Below are 14,164 nucleotides of genomic sequence, written 5' to 3'. Positions count from 1 at the left end.
TCAGTCGAATATCAGGCAAGTTCAATTTGCATCGTTACTTCTTTATCGGAAATTTCCCATTGTACATCAGGTGGTCCTTCCACTATGACGGGGAGGACCTGTTCCCCTGCATCCACCGTTTCGGATGCGTCGATGTAGACGGTGAAATCTGAGTTGTTCAATGTATCGATTACTTTTTGTTCTGCCGTGACGGTCAGTACCACAAAACCGTTAACCGGTTTGCGGAATGAACTCTTGAATTTTTCATCAAGGCCTCTGACAGTAATGGGGACATTTTTAAATTCTTTCGTTACAACTTTTACGGTTTCAGCCGGTTTCTCTGAAGTATCCGGACTTTCCGGATTATCCGATTCATCCGGAGCGAACACTTCTAAATCGGAATCCGTTGTTGTCGCAGCCACCTTCACTTTGATTTTATTCAGAGACATCGCTGAAACTCCCTTGGGCTTTTTCAATTCCACTTCCATCGTTCCAGGCTTCTTCACGTCGGACATATCTACATCGACCTTAAATTCCTTGAACTGATCTACTACTTTACGCGGACCGAATAACCTGATCGTTTTTTCATCAGCTGCAACGGACTCAACGGTGATTCCCTCGGCGGGAGCGCCGTGGATGTTAAGAACGACAGGCACTTCTTTATTATATTCAGCAATCTCAACTTTGACGTTCACTTGTTCAGGGACAATCGTCACGTTCAGCTTCGTCAAATCCCTGTCCAGTACACGTACCCTTGTCTGTTGTTCAAATGATTTGTTGAGCTCTTTTTCCCCTGTCACCGAGGCCTTTACGAAACTGATTGATTCAATGACACTTTTTGCGCCTGTCACTTCGATTGTAGCCGGAACCACATCTATTTTTTCTAAGAAGAAGCCATCAGCAAGCAACCGCTCATTCAATTCGGGGTCAACTCGGAATGACTGTGTTATCTTCTCCTCAATAACTACGTTAATTGTCGCGGGATCAAGCCGTACTTCCAGCTTGTCAGAAATATTTTCATGTTGGATCCGCACGGAATGCTTGCCCATCGGCAAACTTGATAAGTCCACCCGCAATGTAAAGTCTTTCACCAATTTCGTCGTCTGGACGATGTTTGCCGGCCCCTCGATTGTCATATTGACCGTTTCCGGAACTCCAGTCACGACCAAGTTCTCATTGTCGTAATACACCTGCACCGGGATGTCACGAATGATATCCATCGCATCACCGACAGCTTTGCCGTTGGACTTTTCCTCCGCCTGCACGGAGAAGAAAAGGATGAGGGCTAGAAGTAAGGCTGTGGAACGAAGAAACCATGGGCTATCCATAAACTTATCCATTTTTTCTCCCCCTCCAATTCCAGATGGAAGAATCCTTTCTATCAGTCGCTGAACCGAACCAGACCCTTCTTAACCTTGCCTCAAATTCCTGCATGTCAAGATTCCGATCGATGTCCCCATTTGCGGTAATACTCACTGCCCCGGTTTCTTCCGACACGATAATCGTCACCGCATCCGTCACTTCACTGATTCCAAGAGCGGCCCGATGCCGGGTACCCAGTTCCTTGGAGATGAAGGGACTTTCAGACAGTGGCAAATAACAGCCCGCAGCTGCAATGCGGTTACGTTGGATAATGACCGCACCATCATGAAGCGGCGTGTTTGGGATGAATACGTTGATGAGTAGCTCCGATGTAATTGTTGAATCCATATGAGTACCTGTTTCAATGTATTCACTCAGCCCAGTTTCTCTTTCAATGGAAATCAGTGCACCAATTCGTCGTTTCGCCATATAACTGACCGACTTCATGATTGCATCAATGAGCCGTTCCCGTTCTTCCTCTTCCTGCATATTGGTCCGAGCAAATAGACGCCCTCTCCCCAGTTGTTCGAGTGCACGTCTGAGTTCCGGCTGAAAGATGATAATGATTGCCAGAAATCCGAATGGCAACACTTGATCCATCAGGAACCTAAGCGTGTCTAGACCAAAGATGTCTGTCAGAATCCGAACGATGACAATCACAAATATTCCTTTTAACAGTTGAACTGCTTTCGTTCCTTTTATGATTGTAATCAGTTTATAAAAAACAAACCAGACGAGAAGCACATCCACGATATTAATAAGTGCGGCGACTGGACTGAAATCAATTAAATCTTGCCATATGGGCATGTGCTTCGCCTACCTTCATAAACAGTTTCTTATGCGTACAGTATAGCATAACAGCATTGTGCTGTCCTTTCTTGAAAAATGAAAAGGCGACCGCGACCGCTCGAAGTGGTCGGTACCGGTCGCCTTGTTTACTATTCGTCCAACTTGTCATCATTTGAAGACGGAAAGATGTCTTTCACCGTCTGTTTCATTTTGTACCACAGCCAATCGAATACTTCGTCGATTTCCTCGCTTGTGCCTGTCACGATTGCTGTAGAGGCCATATACTTGGAACCCCTGATGACTGTAACATCGCCGTCCACTTCCCCATCGATTCGGAGCGTGCCGTTTTTAACGACAATGTCCCCCTTAATCGTCTCTCCTGCCGGGACCAGTACGGTTTGACCTTCAACAATCAAATTCGGTTGTTTCGTCACTGAAAATTGCTGGTCATTCCCGTAGCTGGAAAAAAGCGATGCACTCATTAAGATTAAAAACATGGCGGCAGCCGCAAATAGCGGATGCCTGCGGAGCCATCGCTGAGCATTCGCTTGGGATTTCTCTTTTGGAAGACGTGTCATCACACTATCGACAAAGTTCTCCGGCGCTTTTATCGGTGTTGCACTTCCTATAAATGCAATGGACTCGGTTAACCCATTCATGATTTCCTTGCATTCCGGGCAACTTTCCAAATGTGCTTTCAATTCCCTCTCTTCATCCCGGCTTATATCACCGTCTAAATACGCGTGCATTAAGTGAACGATTTGTTCCGGACACGTATTCATGCTACTTCCCTCCTACATATTACCAATCTGTTTCCGAAGAGCTTCCCGTCCCCTATGGACACGGGTCTTTACGGTCCCGAGAGGTAATTCTAAAATGTCACCGATTTCCTGCAACGGCAATTCCTCGATATACCGTAGAATGATGACGGAACGATATTTTTCTGGAAGCCTGCCAATTTCATAATGGATGCGTTCCTGCATTTCCATTCTTTCAACTTCTTCTTCCGGCAGTTCACCGGATGCAGCAATTTGCGAGTACATGTTCAAACCATCTGTACCCGGCACATTTGCATCCAAATAATAGTCCGGTTTCTTTTTCCGGATGCGGTCGATGCATAAATTTGTCGCAATTCGAAAAAGCCAAGTTGAAAACTTCCGCTTTTGATCAAACGTATGGATATTTATATAGGCACGGACAAATGCTTCCTGTGCGATATCCTCTGATTCTTGTGCATTTCCGAGCATTCTGTAGCACACTTGATATAGGCGATGCTGAAATAAGGTCACTATTTCTTCAAATGCATTCTGATCGCCTTTCAGGACTTCGTTAATTCGTTTATTGATCACATCATCCACAGTATTTCACCCTCCGCTCTATGCGGCTGTCCCTTCTATACGTTTGAAGGTGTCGACAGGTTTCATTTTTTTCATTAATTTTATTTTACCAGAGATTGCTAATCATTTCCCCATTAAATTGTAAATTGTAAAAGTCGGAAAATCCTTTCCTAATTTCAAGGTTCACTTAAAAGTCCATCACTTAGGAAAGGAATATGGATATCCCATAATACATGCTTTGGCACTTGGTGATACCCCTGCTGGTTTTTATTGGAAATAATGAATTAGGATTCTTTTAGGGGAATCAGAGAGAAGATTATAAAGTAGGAAAGGCGACGTTTCGTTCAGAATCAAACGAAATGCCGCCTTTTTAAATTCAGATTTACTTACAGAGTTTACAACGTAAATTTCTCGGTGGCCTCCAAGTTACGAGGACAGGCTTTCAAAATGTGATTAAAGTAGTTTTTCACCGAACAGTGAGCCCATTAACCCTACTGCGACATCCGCTGTTTTATTTTTTTCATCCAGAATTGGATTCACTTCAACGAATTCAGCGGAAGTTATCATTCTCGAGTCCTCCAGCATTTCCATTGCCAAGTGACTTTCCCGGTAACTGATCCCACCATGCACCGGCGTTCCTACTCCCGGCGTGTATAGCGGATCGAGCCCATCGAGATCCAAAGATAAATGAACACCGTCAACTTCCCTTGAACGCAAGTAAGCGATAGCCTCTTCCATGACCGCTGTCATGCCAAACCGGTCAATTTCATGCATTGTGAACACTTTAATGCCTTGTTCCATGACCAATTTCCGCTCTTCCGGATCGACGGAGCGCGCACCGATGACTACAATATTTTCAGGTTTGACCTTCCGTCCTTCGTTATGTATATCGACAAGGCTTTCGTGACCGAGGCCGACACTGACAGCAAGTGGCATCCCGTGAATATTACCGGATGGCGATATTTCAGCGGTATTGAAATCTGTATGCGCATCGTACCAAATGACACCTAGGTTTTTATACTTTTCAGAGAGACCCGCTAGCGTTCCGATTGCAATACTATGATCCCCTCCTAAAACAAGCGGAAATCTCCCTGCTTCTACAACGTCAGCCACTTTTTTAGCAAGATCGGCAGTCGCTTGGACGACTTCATCCAAATTCTTCAAATTTGCTTCGCTATGTTTTTTTTGTTCAACAACACTGACCTGAATATCTCCTTCGTCCGTTACCTGGTGGCCGATTGATTCCATTCTTCCTACTGCGCCTGCATAGCGAATCGCGCTCGGTCCCATATCCACCCCACGGCGACTTTGCCCAAAGTCGAGCGGCACGCCAATAATTGAAATTTTTAGTTGCTCCATACGAAACTACCTCCCCTTCTCTATGTTTCCATTGTAAGTCTAAGAGAGGGCTTGGCTCAACTCGACAAGTTTCTGAATATTTATTCGTCATTCTTCATTTTCCCATGAATTTTTCGAAATCATTCGAGGACATCGGTTTACTATAATAATACCCTTGACCTTCACGGCAACCCAATTCCTTCAGTATTTCGACTTGCTCTTCGTACTCCACGCCTTCAGCGATGACGTTCAGACCTACCGTATCCGCCAACATCACTATCGCTTTGACGATTGCCCGGCTGTCTTCATTCAGATGGATATCCCGTACAAAAGACATGTCGATTTTAACTGTATCCGCCTGCAGTTCTTTGATATAGCTGAACGTACTGTAACCCGTTCCGAAATCATCAATGGAAACCATAATACCAAGCGCTCTTATTTCACAAATCTTCTCCTGCATTCCTTCCCTGTCTGCAAATGCACTTTCAGTCAATTCTATTTCAATCAAATCCGTTGTAACGCCTGTTTCATCAAGAATATTTTTAATCGTATCCAGGATTGTCGGCTCTTCCAATTGGATAGCTGACATGTTGACGGCGACCCGGAACGGCCCATACCCGCTATCCTGCCATTTCCTTGCCTGCGTGCAAGCCTCGCGCAAAACCCATTCTCCTAGCGGAGCGATAAGCTTGGTTTCTTCCGCCACCGGAATGAATTTATCTGGCGGAATCCGACCAAGGTCGGGATGATTCCAGCGAACCAGCGCTTCCACGCCCGCCAATTTTCCCGTCTTAAAGTTCATCTTGGGCTGGTAATCAAGATGGAACTCCCCGAGATGGACGCTTTTCCGTAGCTCATTCTCCATCAAAATCCGCTCCAATGTCTTGGAGGCCGTGCCGTGCTGATACACTTCGTATCCACCGCCCCCATGCTCCTTGGCAACGGAAAGCGCTTTTTCCGCCTTCATCGTCAACTCGGAAGGTTTTTTCGCATGTTCGGGATAAAGGGCGATACCACAACTCAGCGAGAGTGTCTGAGACTGCCCCATCACTGCAATCGGCTCCTTTAGAAATTGTTGAATTTCTTGCGTCAATCGTTCTGCATCTTCAGCCTTTCGGATACCTTTTAAAATAATTCCGAATTCATCGCCCGAAAGCCTTCCGATAACATGTTTTTCTGACAGAACCCGCTTCAGCCTTTTTGAAACGACAGATAAAATATAGTCGCCCGCTTCATGTCCAAGCGAATCATTCACATAACGAAGCCGATCAATATTGAGATAAACAAAAGCAAGTTTTGCACCTTTCTTTTCCGCCTGCGCTATTTCTTCATGCAAAACTTTACGGAAAGAGGTCCGATTCGGCAATTTTGTCAATTGATCATTATAAGCCAGGTCCCGAATCATCCGTTCGGACTCTTTGCTTGCAGTGATATCATAACGAATCGAAATGTATTGATACGGTCTCCCTTTTTCATTCAAAAATGGAACGATTGTTGTATCCACCCAATAATAAGTGCCATCTTTCGCTTTATTACAAACTTCCCCCCGCCATTTTCCACCACGGCCTATCGTCCGCCACATATCCTTGAAAAAACTCGGTGGATGATAACCCGAATTTATAATACGATGGTCGGCTCCAACAAGCTCATCCATGCTGTACTGAGCTATTTTTGTAAACAGTTTGTTGACATACACTATTTTCCCCGTCCGATCCGTGATGGCTACGATAGCTGACTGGCCCAGCGCATAAGCGATATCCTTCAGCACTTTTTCTGGACTATGACCGCTATCAAGACGGATTAAATCATCTATCATTTTAGTATCTTCCTGCATACAATCACTTCTCTTCTATAGAACATTTTATGTATAAATGTTGAAGTATAGATTTCCTTCTAATACGCATCGGCTTATATAGAGGTTACGATTAAATAAGTCATACTTGCATATATAGTGTACAATAAATAACCAAATATGAGCTATATTGCGCTTGATTGAAGACAGAAAAAAACCCTTCTCGCTTCCGCAAAAAGGGTTAATAAAACTATTTGTTATTCACATGGTTTGGTAAAGCAAAAAATGGCTGGGGTAGCTGGATTCGAACCAACGAATAACGGAGTCAAAGTCCGTTGCCTTACCGCTTGGCTATACCCCAATAATAGGAATGTTTTTGACTTTAGCTTTTCATAAGGAATACTTATCGTATCGATTTTTTAAGGAATGCTTTTTTCAACGCTATACATTGGTATTAAGGAATATTATTTTCAACGCTTTGCGTTGAAAAAATACTGGTGGTGGGGGGCAGATTCGAACTGCCGAACCCGAAGGAGCGGATTTACAGTCCGCCGCGTTTAGCCACTTCGCTACCCCACCATATTGAATAATATAGAACTAATTCAAACACCTTAAACTTCAAGGTAAACTTTTTTAACACTTCGCATTGAAAAAGTTTTAATGACCCCTACGGGATTCGAACCCGTGATACCGCCGTGAAAGGGCGGTGTCTTAACCGCTTGACCAAGGGGCCTCATTAACTGTCTCTGGAGCTTCCAGCCGGGATCGAACCGACGACCTCTTCCTTACCATGGAAGCACTCTACCTACTGAGCTATGGAAGCATTATGGCTCCGCAGGTAGGACTCGAACCTACGACCGATCGGTTAACAGCCGATTGCTCTACCACTGAGCTACTGCGGAATAAAAGTTATTCATTTGTAATTGCTCTTCACGACAAACTCCATTATAACAAAAGAAAAATCTTTTTCAAGACCTTTTTTAAATATATTTAATTTGTCTCGGCAAGCAACTTTTATATAGTATCACATGTTTTGCATATTGGTCAACTTTATTTCATAAAGTACAGTAGATTGTGTAAAAAGGGGACAACATATGCGAAACAAGTACTTTATTACCGTCGTTATTTGCTGTGCGCTTTTCTTGATCCTTCCCTCTTTGCCTAAACAGATGTCACTTGTCTCAGTGTTTCGTGTGACGGAGGAGCCTGCTGTAATTGTACGTGGTGCGAGCGGCTCGGCACTGACCGTTAATATTTCATTCGGGGATACCGAAGTGGAACAATGGATTCAGGAATTAAGCAAACCGTATCCGCTCATTTTTGTGGATACAAAATGGGCTGAACGCTTTCCCGAAACAGTGGAACTCATCAAAGAGAAGAATATTCCAGTTGGACTTCTAGGTAGTGAAGGAATGGCATATGATCAAAATATATCTTTATTCATGAAGCAACTTGAACAATTTGAAAAAACTTTTGGATTTAAACCTCTTTGGTTCCGCACGGTTGACGAGATTTTCCCTCGCGCTTTGCATAGTATGCTCTGGGAAGCGGAAATTAATGCACTTGGCTCTTCTACAGTCTGGAAAGGCGGCACTCTCCCGCCCGTTACTAAAGGGGAAATCCTCTCTATTCCCCACCACCGTGGAGATCATATTGCACTCGCTGAATTGAAAAAGTTAAATGAGTCCCGAACGTTCATATCAGTAGAAGCTATGTTATTTGGTACGAAGGCCAATATTAAAAAAATTCCTGAATGACTTACCTGTCAAACTATATAATTCCCTTCATTCAAAAAACAGCACCGAATACCCGTTTAATGGTATTCGATGCTGTTTTCTATTTCGCTTTGGAAACATTCGCTGATTTTCTGCGAGCCTTTCTACGTTCCTCCAACTTTACTTTATCCTCATCGGATTGTTTATTGAACTTCGGAAGCGCCAAAATTTGATAGGCATTCACAGCGAGAAGCGGGAATAACAAAATTGTCACCCATGTGTCGATATTGCCTGAACGTACCATCAATGCCGGCAACCATTCAAGTGTCGTAATGACAATCATGAAGAACAGCGCTGAAATTAAAGTATGTTTCTTAGTCCATTTCGCTTTGAAATAGGCGGTTACGGCGGAAACACCGACCAGAGTCGCTAATAAACCAAGATATAACAATGTGCGTCCCGTTTCACCAGAAGTCAATTGGAATCTGAAGAAGATAAGATCAAATAGAACAATGGCGATGATCAAAAGTTGCACCCAATTCCATAAAGTAAGCGTCTTAAAGATATTCACGCCGAATTGATGGACCGTCAAATAAGCAAAAAAGCCCATTTGTGCGACGACACTCATTGTGAATCCAAGAAATATCATCCATAGAAACACGCCTATGAACTGTCCGTATTCACCGTTCGATAAATATTGAGAAAAGAACTCCCAGCGGACGATTAATCCTACAACCGCCGTAACGAATCCTCCAATTAGTAATGCTGTGAAAAAGAATTTTATCCAATTTCGTATTGTCACGATATTGATCCTCCGTTTTTTATGCTTCCAATAGTGTAACAACGTTTTAACGAAAAATCTATTTCATTAAACGATTAATGCATATTCCTGGTCGTATTGTGAACAATAAATGAAAATGCTTGTGGAAGGGAATTTGATTTCCATGAAAAAAAGAATTGTCCTGTTACTGTTTTCAGCCTTTCTGCTTACTGGTTGCGGTATGCAGCAGGCAGCCCCGACGTACGACGAGATGAAAAAGATGATGACTGATGCGCTTCAGACGGAGGATGGAAAAAAAGCGGTGCGGCAAATGTTTTCGGATCCGGAATTCAAGGAGCTGCTTATCCTAGAACAGCCTGAAGTAAAGAAATCCATTGAAGACACCCTTTTCTCCAAAAAAGGAGAAGATTTCTGGAAGAAAACGTTCGATGATCCAAAATTCACTGAAAGTGTTGCAAAAAGTATGAAGGAACAGCAGCAAGATATCATGAAACAACTTATGGATGATTCATCGTTCCAAAAACAATTGGAAGAGTTTTTCTCTCAGCCCGACATGTTAAAACAAATGGAAACTGTCACACAATCGGCGAATATGAAAAAACATCTTGAAAAAGTTGTGGAAGAGACAATAAACAGCCCATTACTACAAACGAAATGGCAGGAACTTATCCTTAAAGCGGGTGAACCGAAAGAAGGGGAAAGCGGTGGTAGTGGTGGTGGTGAAGGAGGGGGCGCAAAGAAGGAAGAAAGTAAAAGTGGCGGAGGAGGCAAATAGCCTTCTCCGCTTCACTATTCCATCATTTAGTTGTTTTTTCACTGATACTTCTTGCAATATCCATGTAGATTTGACCGATTGGATGATCCTCCGCGTAGACAGAAGGCGCAAAATCATCTTCATCCCAATCTGGCTGGCCAAGTGGAATTTGCCCAAGCAACTCTGTCCGTAGTTCTTCAGCCAGTTTCACACCGCCGCCTTGGCCGAATACGAATTCGCGTTTACCTGAAGTTTCCGATTCGAACCATGCCATATTTTCAATAACACCCAGCAGTTCATGGTCTGTTTGAAGTGCCATCGCACCGGCACGTGCCGCTACAAATGCAGCTGTCGGATGCGGAGTCGTAACAACAATTTCTTTGGATGTCGGTATCATCTGATGGATGTCGAGTGCAACATCACCGGTTCCAGGCGGCAAGTCAAGGAATAGGTAATCAAGGTCTCCCCATTCAACGTCACGGAAGAATTGGTCAAGCGCTTTTCCAAGCATCGGACCGCGCCATACAACAGGTGCGTTATCTTCAACAAAAAAGCCCATCGAAATGACTTTTACGCCAAGACGCTCAACAGGTACGATTCGGTTACCGCGTACGACCGGCAGCTCCGTTACCCCCATCATGTCCGGCACGCTGAATCCATAAATATCCGCATCGATTAAACCGACTTTTTTACCAAGACGAGCAAGCGCTACAGCAAGGTTAACCGAAACAGTCGATTTACCGACGCCCCCTTTTCCGGATGCAATTGAAATGAATTCAACGTCGTTCAGCGGTGACAAAAGGTCTTGTGCTTCCGATTCCGTCACTTTTCCGCGAAACTGTTCAAGCACCTCCGCAGACAATTCTTCGAAACGGATTCCGACAGAATCGGCTCCCGCTCCTTTTAAGGCATCGACAACTTGGGTTTGAAGCGCCATCTGTTCAGCTGTATTAATTTTAGCAATGGCCAGTTTCACACTCACATGTTTTTTCTCAGGTTTAATCGTCACCCCTATTATTCCACTTGTCTCCGCAAGTGTTTTATGTAAAAACGGGTCTTTCAACTGTCCCAACAATTCGCTTACTGTTTCTTCATTCATCAATGCAAACACCCCTTGGAGGTTTATTCATTCGCCTCCAAGTATACCATAGTGAGTTGTTTTCAAGGTTTGCAAACAGCTCATTTTTCTTCCGTCGTATGAAAATCGATGATCCCATCCATAATTGCATCAGCAACTTTTTTCTGATAAGAAGAATCCGTCAAAAGGGCACGTTCCTCATTGTTTGAAATGAAACCTGTTTCAACGAGAACCGCGGGAGTCGGTACCTTTTTCAGCAAATAGACGCCTTTAATCGCCATTGCCACCCTATCCGTGTTTTTCAAATTTGTTTTGAAAGATTCTTGAATCGATTTTGCCAAAAACTCGCCATTGGGGTCCCCTCCAGGGTGATAGAACACTTGGGAACCGCGCCATTTTTCCTGTGGTATTGAATTGACATGAACGCTGATGAACATATCAGGCTTTTCTTTGATGGCGATATTTTCCCTTAACTTCAAATCCGCCAATTTGCGTTGCCGTATAGTTCCGAATTGTTCCTCAGGTGCATGTTCAGCCAGCGCATCTCCATCTTTCATCCGCGTCATGATGACCGTCGCACCTTTTTTTTCAAGACGATTCTTCAGTTCATGTGAAATATTAAGCGTGATATCACGTTCTACAACCTCGTTGAACGAAGCCCCTCCGTCCAACCCTCCGTGTCCCGGGTCGATAAGGATTTTCACACCACCAAGCTCCGCCGGCATGAAAAAATTCCGATCTGATGAAGCTTTGACGCCGTACATGATAATTCCGAGGGAACACACAAAAAGTAAACAGACTACAAGCCACCGTTTCATACGGACACCGCCTTTTTCCTTCACTATACGCAGAATCGGCGGCGGATATGTCCCACTTGACGAAGAGAAAAAAGGCGGAGAGGCATTGTTGGAACGAACCAATGTTTTCCTCATGTTTGCAATGTTTTCTCGCAGTTAGATTACGCTTTTTAAAAGTAGAAACAACATTTCACCTGAAGTAAGCAACACTACAACGAGACGGAATAACATCCAACAAATAAAAAAAGGAACCCCGAAAGGTCCCTCTCCAACAATAATTATTCAGTTGCGCCTTCCCATGCCAACATGCCGCCTACCATGTTCGTCACGTCATAGCCTTCATCACCGAGGAACTCCGCTGCGCGTCCGCTACGGCCGCCGGAACGACAAATGAGTATATACGGCTTCGACTCATCAAGCTCGTTCATACGCACCGGTACGTCCCCTAAAGGGATGTGAATCGCTCCTGGGATGATTCCTTCCGCAACCTCATCCGCTTCACGCACATCGATAAGATTAAGCTGCTTACCATTCCCTAACAGTTCCTGCACTTCAGTTGTTGTAATTTCTTTCATGCCGAATCCCCCTTAGTTTTTCTATGTCTATACTTTAACACAGAAAAGCCCTTTTCCACGAATGGAAAAGGGCTTTTCGAAAATGAAAATTAACGTTTTGAGAACTGTGGTGCACGACGTGCGCCTTTAAGACCTGGTTTTTTACGTTCTTTCATTCTTGCATCACGTGTAAGAAGTCCTGCTGATTTAAGCACTGGACGGAAGTCAGGGTCTACTTGAAGTAGAGCACGTGCAACTCCGTGACGGATTGCTCCTGCTTGTCCAGTGTATCCACCGCCATCGACGTTTACATGGATATCGTAGCTACCAAGAGTTTCTGTAGCAACGAGTGGTTGTTTGATGATTTCGCGAAGTGTCGCGAATGGTACGTAGTCTTCTACATCACGTTTGTTGATGACAATATTGCCTTCTCCAGGAACGAGACGTACACGAGCTACTGAGCTTTTACGACGGCCAGTGCCGAGATATTGTACTTGTGCCAAGGTTGTTTCCTCCTCTTAATTAACCGCGAAGTTCGAATACTTCTGGTTTTTGTGCTTCGTGCGGGTGATCCGGTCCAGCATAAACGTTAAGTTTTCTGTATGTTTGACGGCCTAAAGGACCTTTTGGAAGCATTCCTTTAATTGCAAGTTCAAGCATTTTTGTAGGGTAGTTCGTACGCATTTCAAGCGCCGTACGTTGTTTCATGCTGCCCGTGTAACCTGAGTGACGGTAGTAAATCTTGTCTTTCAATTTGTTACCTGTAAGATGAATTTTCTCAGCGTTGATGATGATTACGTGATCACCTGTATCAACGTGTGGTGTGAACGTAGGTTTATGTTTGCCGCGCAAAAGTGATGCAACTTCAGAAGCAAGACGACCAAGCGTCTGTCCTTCAGCGTCGACAACGAGCCATTTACGCTCTACTTCGTGACCTTTAGCCATGAATGTTGTACGCATGTTTTTATCCTCCTAAATGAATCTCTATTAGTTCCGTTTTCTCTATCCCTAAACACAAGTATACCTTCCGGGGCTTATTTGTGGGGTTATTAGAAATACCATTACTCATCTTATACCGAATTCCACAATAAGTCAAGCGGTTTTTCTATAAACACTAGGAAAAGTTGCCTTAGTCTCCATAGCTCACTTTTTTCAAATACAAACCGTGTGCCGGCGCGGTTTTGACGTTCGCTTTCCGACTGCGGGATTCGAGTATTTGCTTGACCTCCCCCGGAGTTTTCCAGCCGTTCCCCACCACAAGAAGCATACCTGCAATACTACGGACCATATTATATAAAAAGCCGTTTCCTTCAATCGTCATGACGAGATAATCACCTTGTTTTTCAATTGCCAGCTGTCTCACCGTTCTGACTTTATTTGTCGTAGCGGTTTTGGATGAACAGAAACTTGTGAAATCATGGGTCCCGATTAAATGTTCCGCCGCTTCTCTCATCGCTTCAATATCAGGGGCGGATCTGCCTAGATGAACGGAGAAGTTACGCTCAAACGGACTATGCACTTCACTATAAGACCACTTGTACTCGTACGTCTTGCCTGTCGCAGAATAACGGGCATGAAAGTCTTCCCCGACGTCTTCAACATTCACGATTCGGATATCCGTAGGCAGCAGGACGTTCAATGCCAGCTTCCACCGCTCCATCGGCAATGTCAGCGGTGTATCGAAATGAATGACTTGCCCGGTTGCGTGGACGCCGGAATCGGTCCTACCGCTTGCCACGGAGAAGATTTCCTTATCCTTATGCATTTTCACCAAGGCTTTATCAATTTCCAATTGCACTGTCCGCATACCCGGCTGTATCTGATACCCTGAAAAAAGAGTGCCGTCATATGTAACTACCGCTTTGATACGCTGCATACATATCACCCC

15 protein-coding genes and 5 tRNA genes are annotated in these 14,164 nt (G+C 44.2%); 2 read left to right on the top strand and 18 right to left on the bottom strand.

Features of this window, described 5'->3' with window-relative positions:
• Positions 1 to 11: 11 nt before the first annotated feature.
• The 11 genes from HDC33_RS12985 to HDC33_RS12935 form a co-directional block, all read right to left on the bottom strand.
• On the bottom strand, positions 12 to 1,319 hold the full coding sequence (locus tag HDC33_RS12985) for a CdaR family protein (protein ID WP_179392999.1): 1,308 nt from the start codon (positions 1,317 to 1,319) through the stop codon (positions 12 to 14).
• The gene (gene cdaA / locus HDC33_RS12980; protein WP_179392998.1) at positions 1,312 to 2,148 is read right to left on the bottom strand and encodes a diadenylate cyclase CdaA; all 837 of its coding nucleotides are present in this window, start codon (positions 2,146 to 2,148) and stop codon (positions 1,312 to 1,314) included. Before cdaA ends, HDC33_RS12985 begins: the two co-directional genes overlap by 8 nt.
• A 131-nt stretch (positions 2,149 to 2,279) precedes the next feature.
• Positions 2,280 to 2,912 carry an anti-sigma factor family protein gene (locus tag HDC33_RS12975; protein WP_179392997.1) on the bottom strand — a complete coding sequence of 211 codons (633 nt, stop codon included), beginning with the start codon at positions 2,910 to 2,912 and terminating at the stop codon, positions 2,280 to 2,282.
• A gap of 12 nt (positions 2,913 to 2,924) precedes the next feature.
• Positions 2,925 to 3,488: an RNA polymerase sigma factor SigW gene (gene sigW / locus HDC33_RS12970; RefSeq protein ID WP_179392996.1), complete on the bottom strand. Its 564-nt coding sequence runs from the start codon at positions 3,486 to 3,488 to the stop codon at positions 2,925 to 2,927.
• A 432-nt stretch (positions 3,489 to 3,920) separates the two neighbouring features.
• Positions 3,921 to 4,826: an arginase gene (rocF, locus tag HDC33_RS12965; RefSeq protein ID WP_179392995.1), complete on the bottom strand. Its 906-nt coding sequence runs from the start codon at positions 4,824 to 4,826 to the stop codon at positions 3,921 to 3,923.
• A 94-nt stretch (positions 4,827 to 4,920) separates the two neighbouring features.
• On the bottom strand, positions 4,921 to 6,621 hold the full coding sequence (locus HDC33_RS12960; protein WP_179392994.1) for a bifunctional diguanylate cyclase/phosphodiesterase: 1,701 nt from the start codon (positions 6,619 to 6,621) through the stop codon (positions 4,921 to 4,923).
• Positions 6,622 to 6,883: 262 nt separating this feature from the next.
• Positions 6,884 to 6,958 (bottom strand) — tRNA-Gln (locus HDC33_RS12955).
• Positions 6,959 to 7,092: 134 nt separating this feature from the next.
• Positions 7,093 to 7,176: transfer RNA gene (locus tag HDC33_RS12950), tRNA-Tyr, on the bottom strand.
• A gap of 82 nt (positions 7,177 to 7,258) precedes the next feature.
• A tRNA-Glu gene (locus tag HDC33_RS12945) sits at positions 7,259 to 7,330 on the bottom strand.
• A gap of 14 nt (positions 7,331 to 7,344) precedes the next feature.
• Positions 7,345 to 7,420, bottom strand: a tRNA-Thr gene (locus HDC33_RS12940).
• Positions 7,421 to 7,424: 4 nt separating this feature from the next.
• Positions 7,425 to 7,499: transfer RNA gene (locus HDC33_RS12935), tRNA-Asn, on the bottom strand.
• Positions 7,500 to 7,691: 192 nt separating this feature from the next.
• Here HDC33_RS12935 and HDC33_RS12930 point away from each other — a divergent pair.
• A complete protein-coding gene (locus HDC33_RS12930) occupies positions 7,692 to 8,354 on the top strand; it encodes a polysaccharide deacetylase family protein (protein ID WP_179392993.1) in 663 nt (220 codons plus the stop codon).
• A 79-nt stretch (positions 8,355 to 8,433) separates the two neighbouring features.
• Here HDC33_RS12930 and HDC33_RS12925 read toward each other — a convergent pair whose 3' ends face one another.
• Complete coding sequence (locus HDC33_RS12925) at positions 8,434 to 9,114, bottom strand: KinB-signaling pathway activation protein (protein ID WP_179392992.1); 681 nt, start codon at positions 9,112 to 9,114, stop codon at positions 8,434 to 8,436.
• Positions 9,115 to 9,256: 142 nt separating this feature from the next.
• Here HDC33_RS12925 and gerD point away from each other — a divergent pair, with 142 nt between their 5' ends.
• Positions 9,257 to 9,868, top strand: coding sequence for a spore germination lipoprotein GerD (gene gerD / locus HDC33_RS12920; protein WP_179392991.1), 612 nt, complete (start codon positions 9,257 to 9,259; stop codon positions 9,866 to 9,868).
• Positions 9,869 to 9,890: 22 nt separating this feature from the next.
• Here the strand turns inward: gerD and HDC33_RS12915 are convergent, their stop codons facing one another.
• The 6 genes from HDC33_RS12915 to truA all read right to left on the bottom strand — a co-directional run bounded on the left by HDC33_RS12915 (position 9,891) and on the right by truA (position 14,152).
• Positions 9,891 to 10,946, bottom strand: a complete 1,056-nt coding sequence (locus tag HDC33_RS12915; protein WP_370457476.1) for an Mrp/NBP35 family ATP-binding protein — start codon at positions 10,944 to 10,946, stop codon at positions 9,891 to 9,893.
• A gap of 80 nt (positions 10,947 to 11,026) precedes the next feature.
• Entirely contained in the window at positions 11,027 to 11,743 is a 717-nt protein-coding gene (locus HDC33_RS12910; RefSeq protein ID WP_179392989.1) for an N-acetylmuramoyl-L-alanine amidase, read from the bottom strand.
• A gap of 257 nt (positions 11,744 to 12,000) precedes the next feature.
• Complete coding sequence (locus HDC33_RS12905) at positions 12,001 to 12,297, bottom strand: rhodanese-like domain-containing protein (RefSeq protein ID WP_179392988.1); 297 nt, start codon at positions 12,295 to 12,297, stop codon at positions 12,001 to 12,003.
• Between the two features lie 89 nt (positions 12,298 to 12,386).
• On the bottom strand, positions 12,387 to 12,779 hold the full coding sequence (rpsI, locus tag HDC33_RS12900; RefSeq protein WP_179392987.1) for a 30S ribosomal protein S9: 393 nt from the start codon (positions 12,777 to 12,779) through the stop codon (positions 12,387 to 12,389).
• Between the two features lie 19 nt (positions 12,780 to 12,798).
• Positions 12,799 to 13,236, bottom strand: a complete 438-nt coding sequence (gene rplM / locus HDC33_RS12895; RefSeq protein ID WP_179392986.1) for a 50S ribosomal protein L13 — start codon at positions 13,234 to 13,236, stop codon at positions 12,799 to 12,801.
• 169 nt (positions 13,237 to 13,405) lie between these two features.
• Positions 13,406 to 14,152: a tRNA pseudouridine(38-40) synthase TruA gene (truA, locus tag HDC33_RS12890; protein WP_179392985.1), complete on the bottom strand. Its 747-nt coding sequence runs from the start codon at positions 14,150 to 14,152 to the stop codon at positions 13,406 to 13,408.
• Between the last annotated feature and the right edge of the window lie 12 nt (positions 14,153 to 14,164).

Origin of the sequence: Sporosarcina sp. JAI121 (assembly GCF_013408665.1) — a bacterium.
GTDB lineage: Bacteria > Bacillota > Bacilli > Bacillales_A > Planococcaceae > Sporosarcina.
This window is presented reverse-complemented; position numbering and strand designations above follow the sequence as displayed.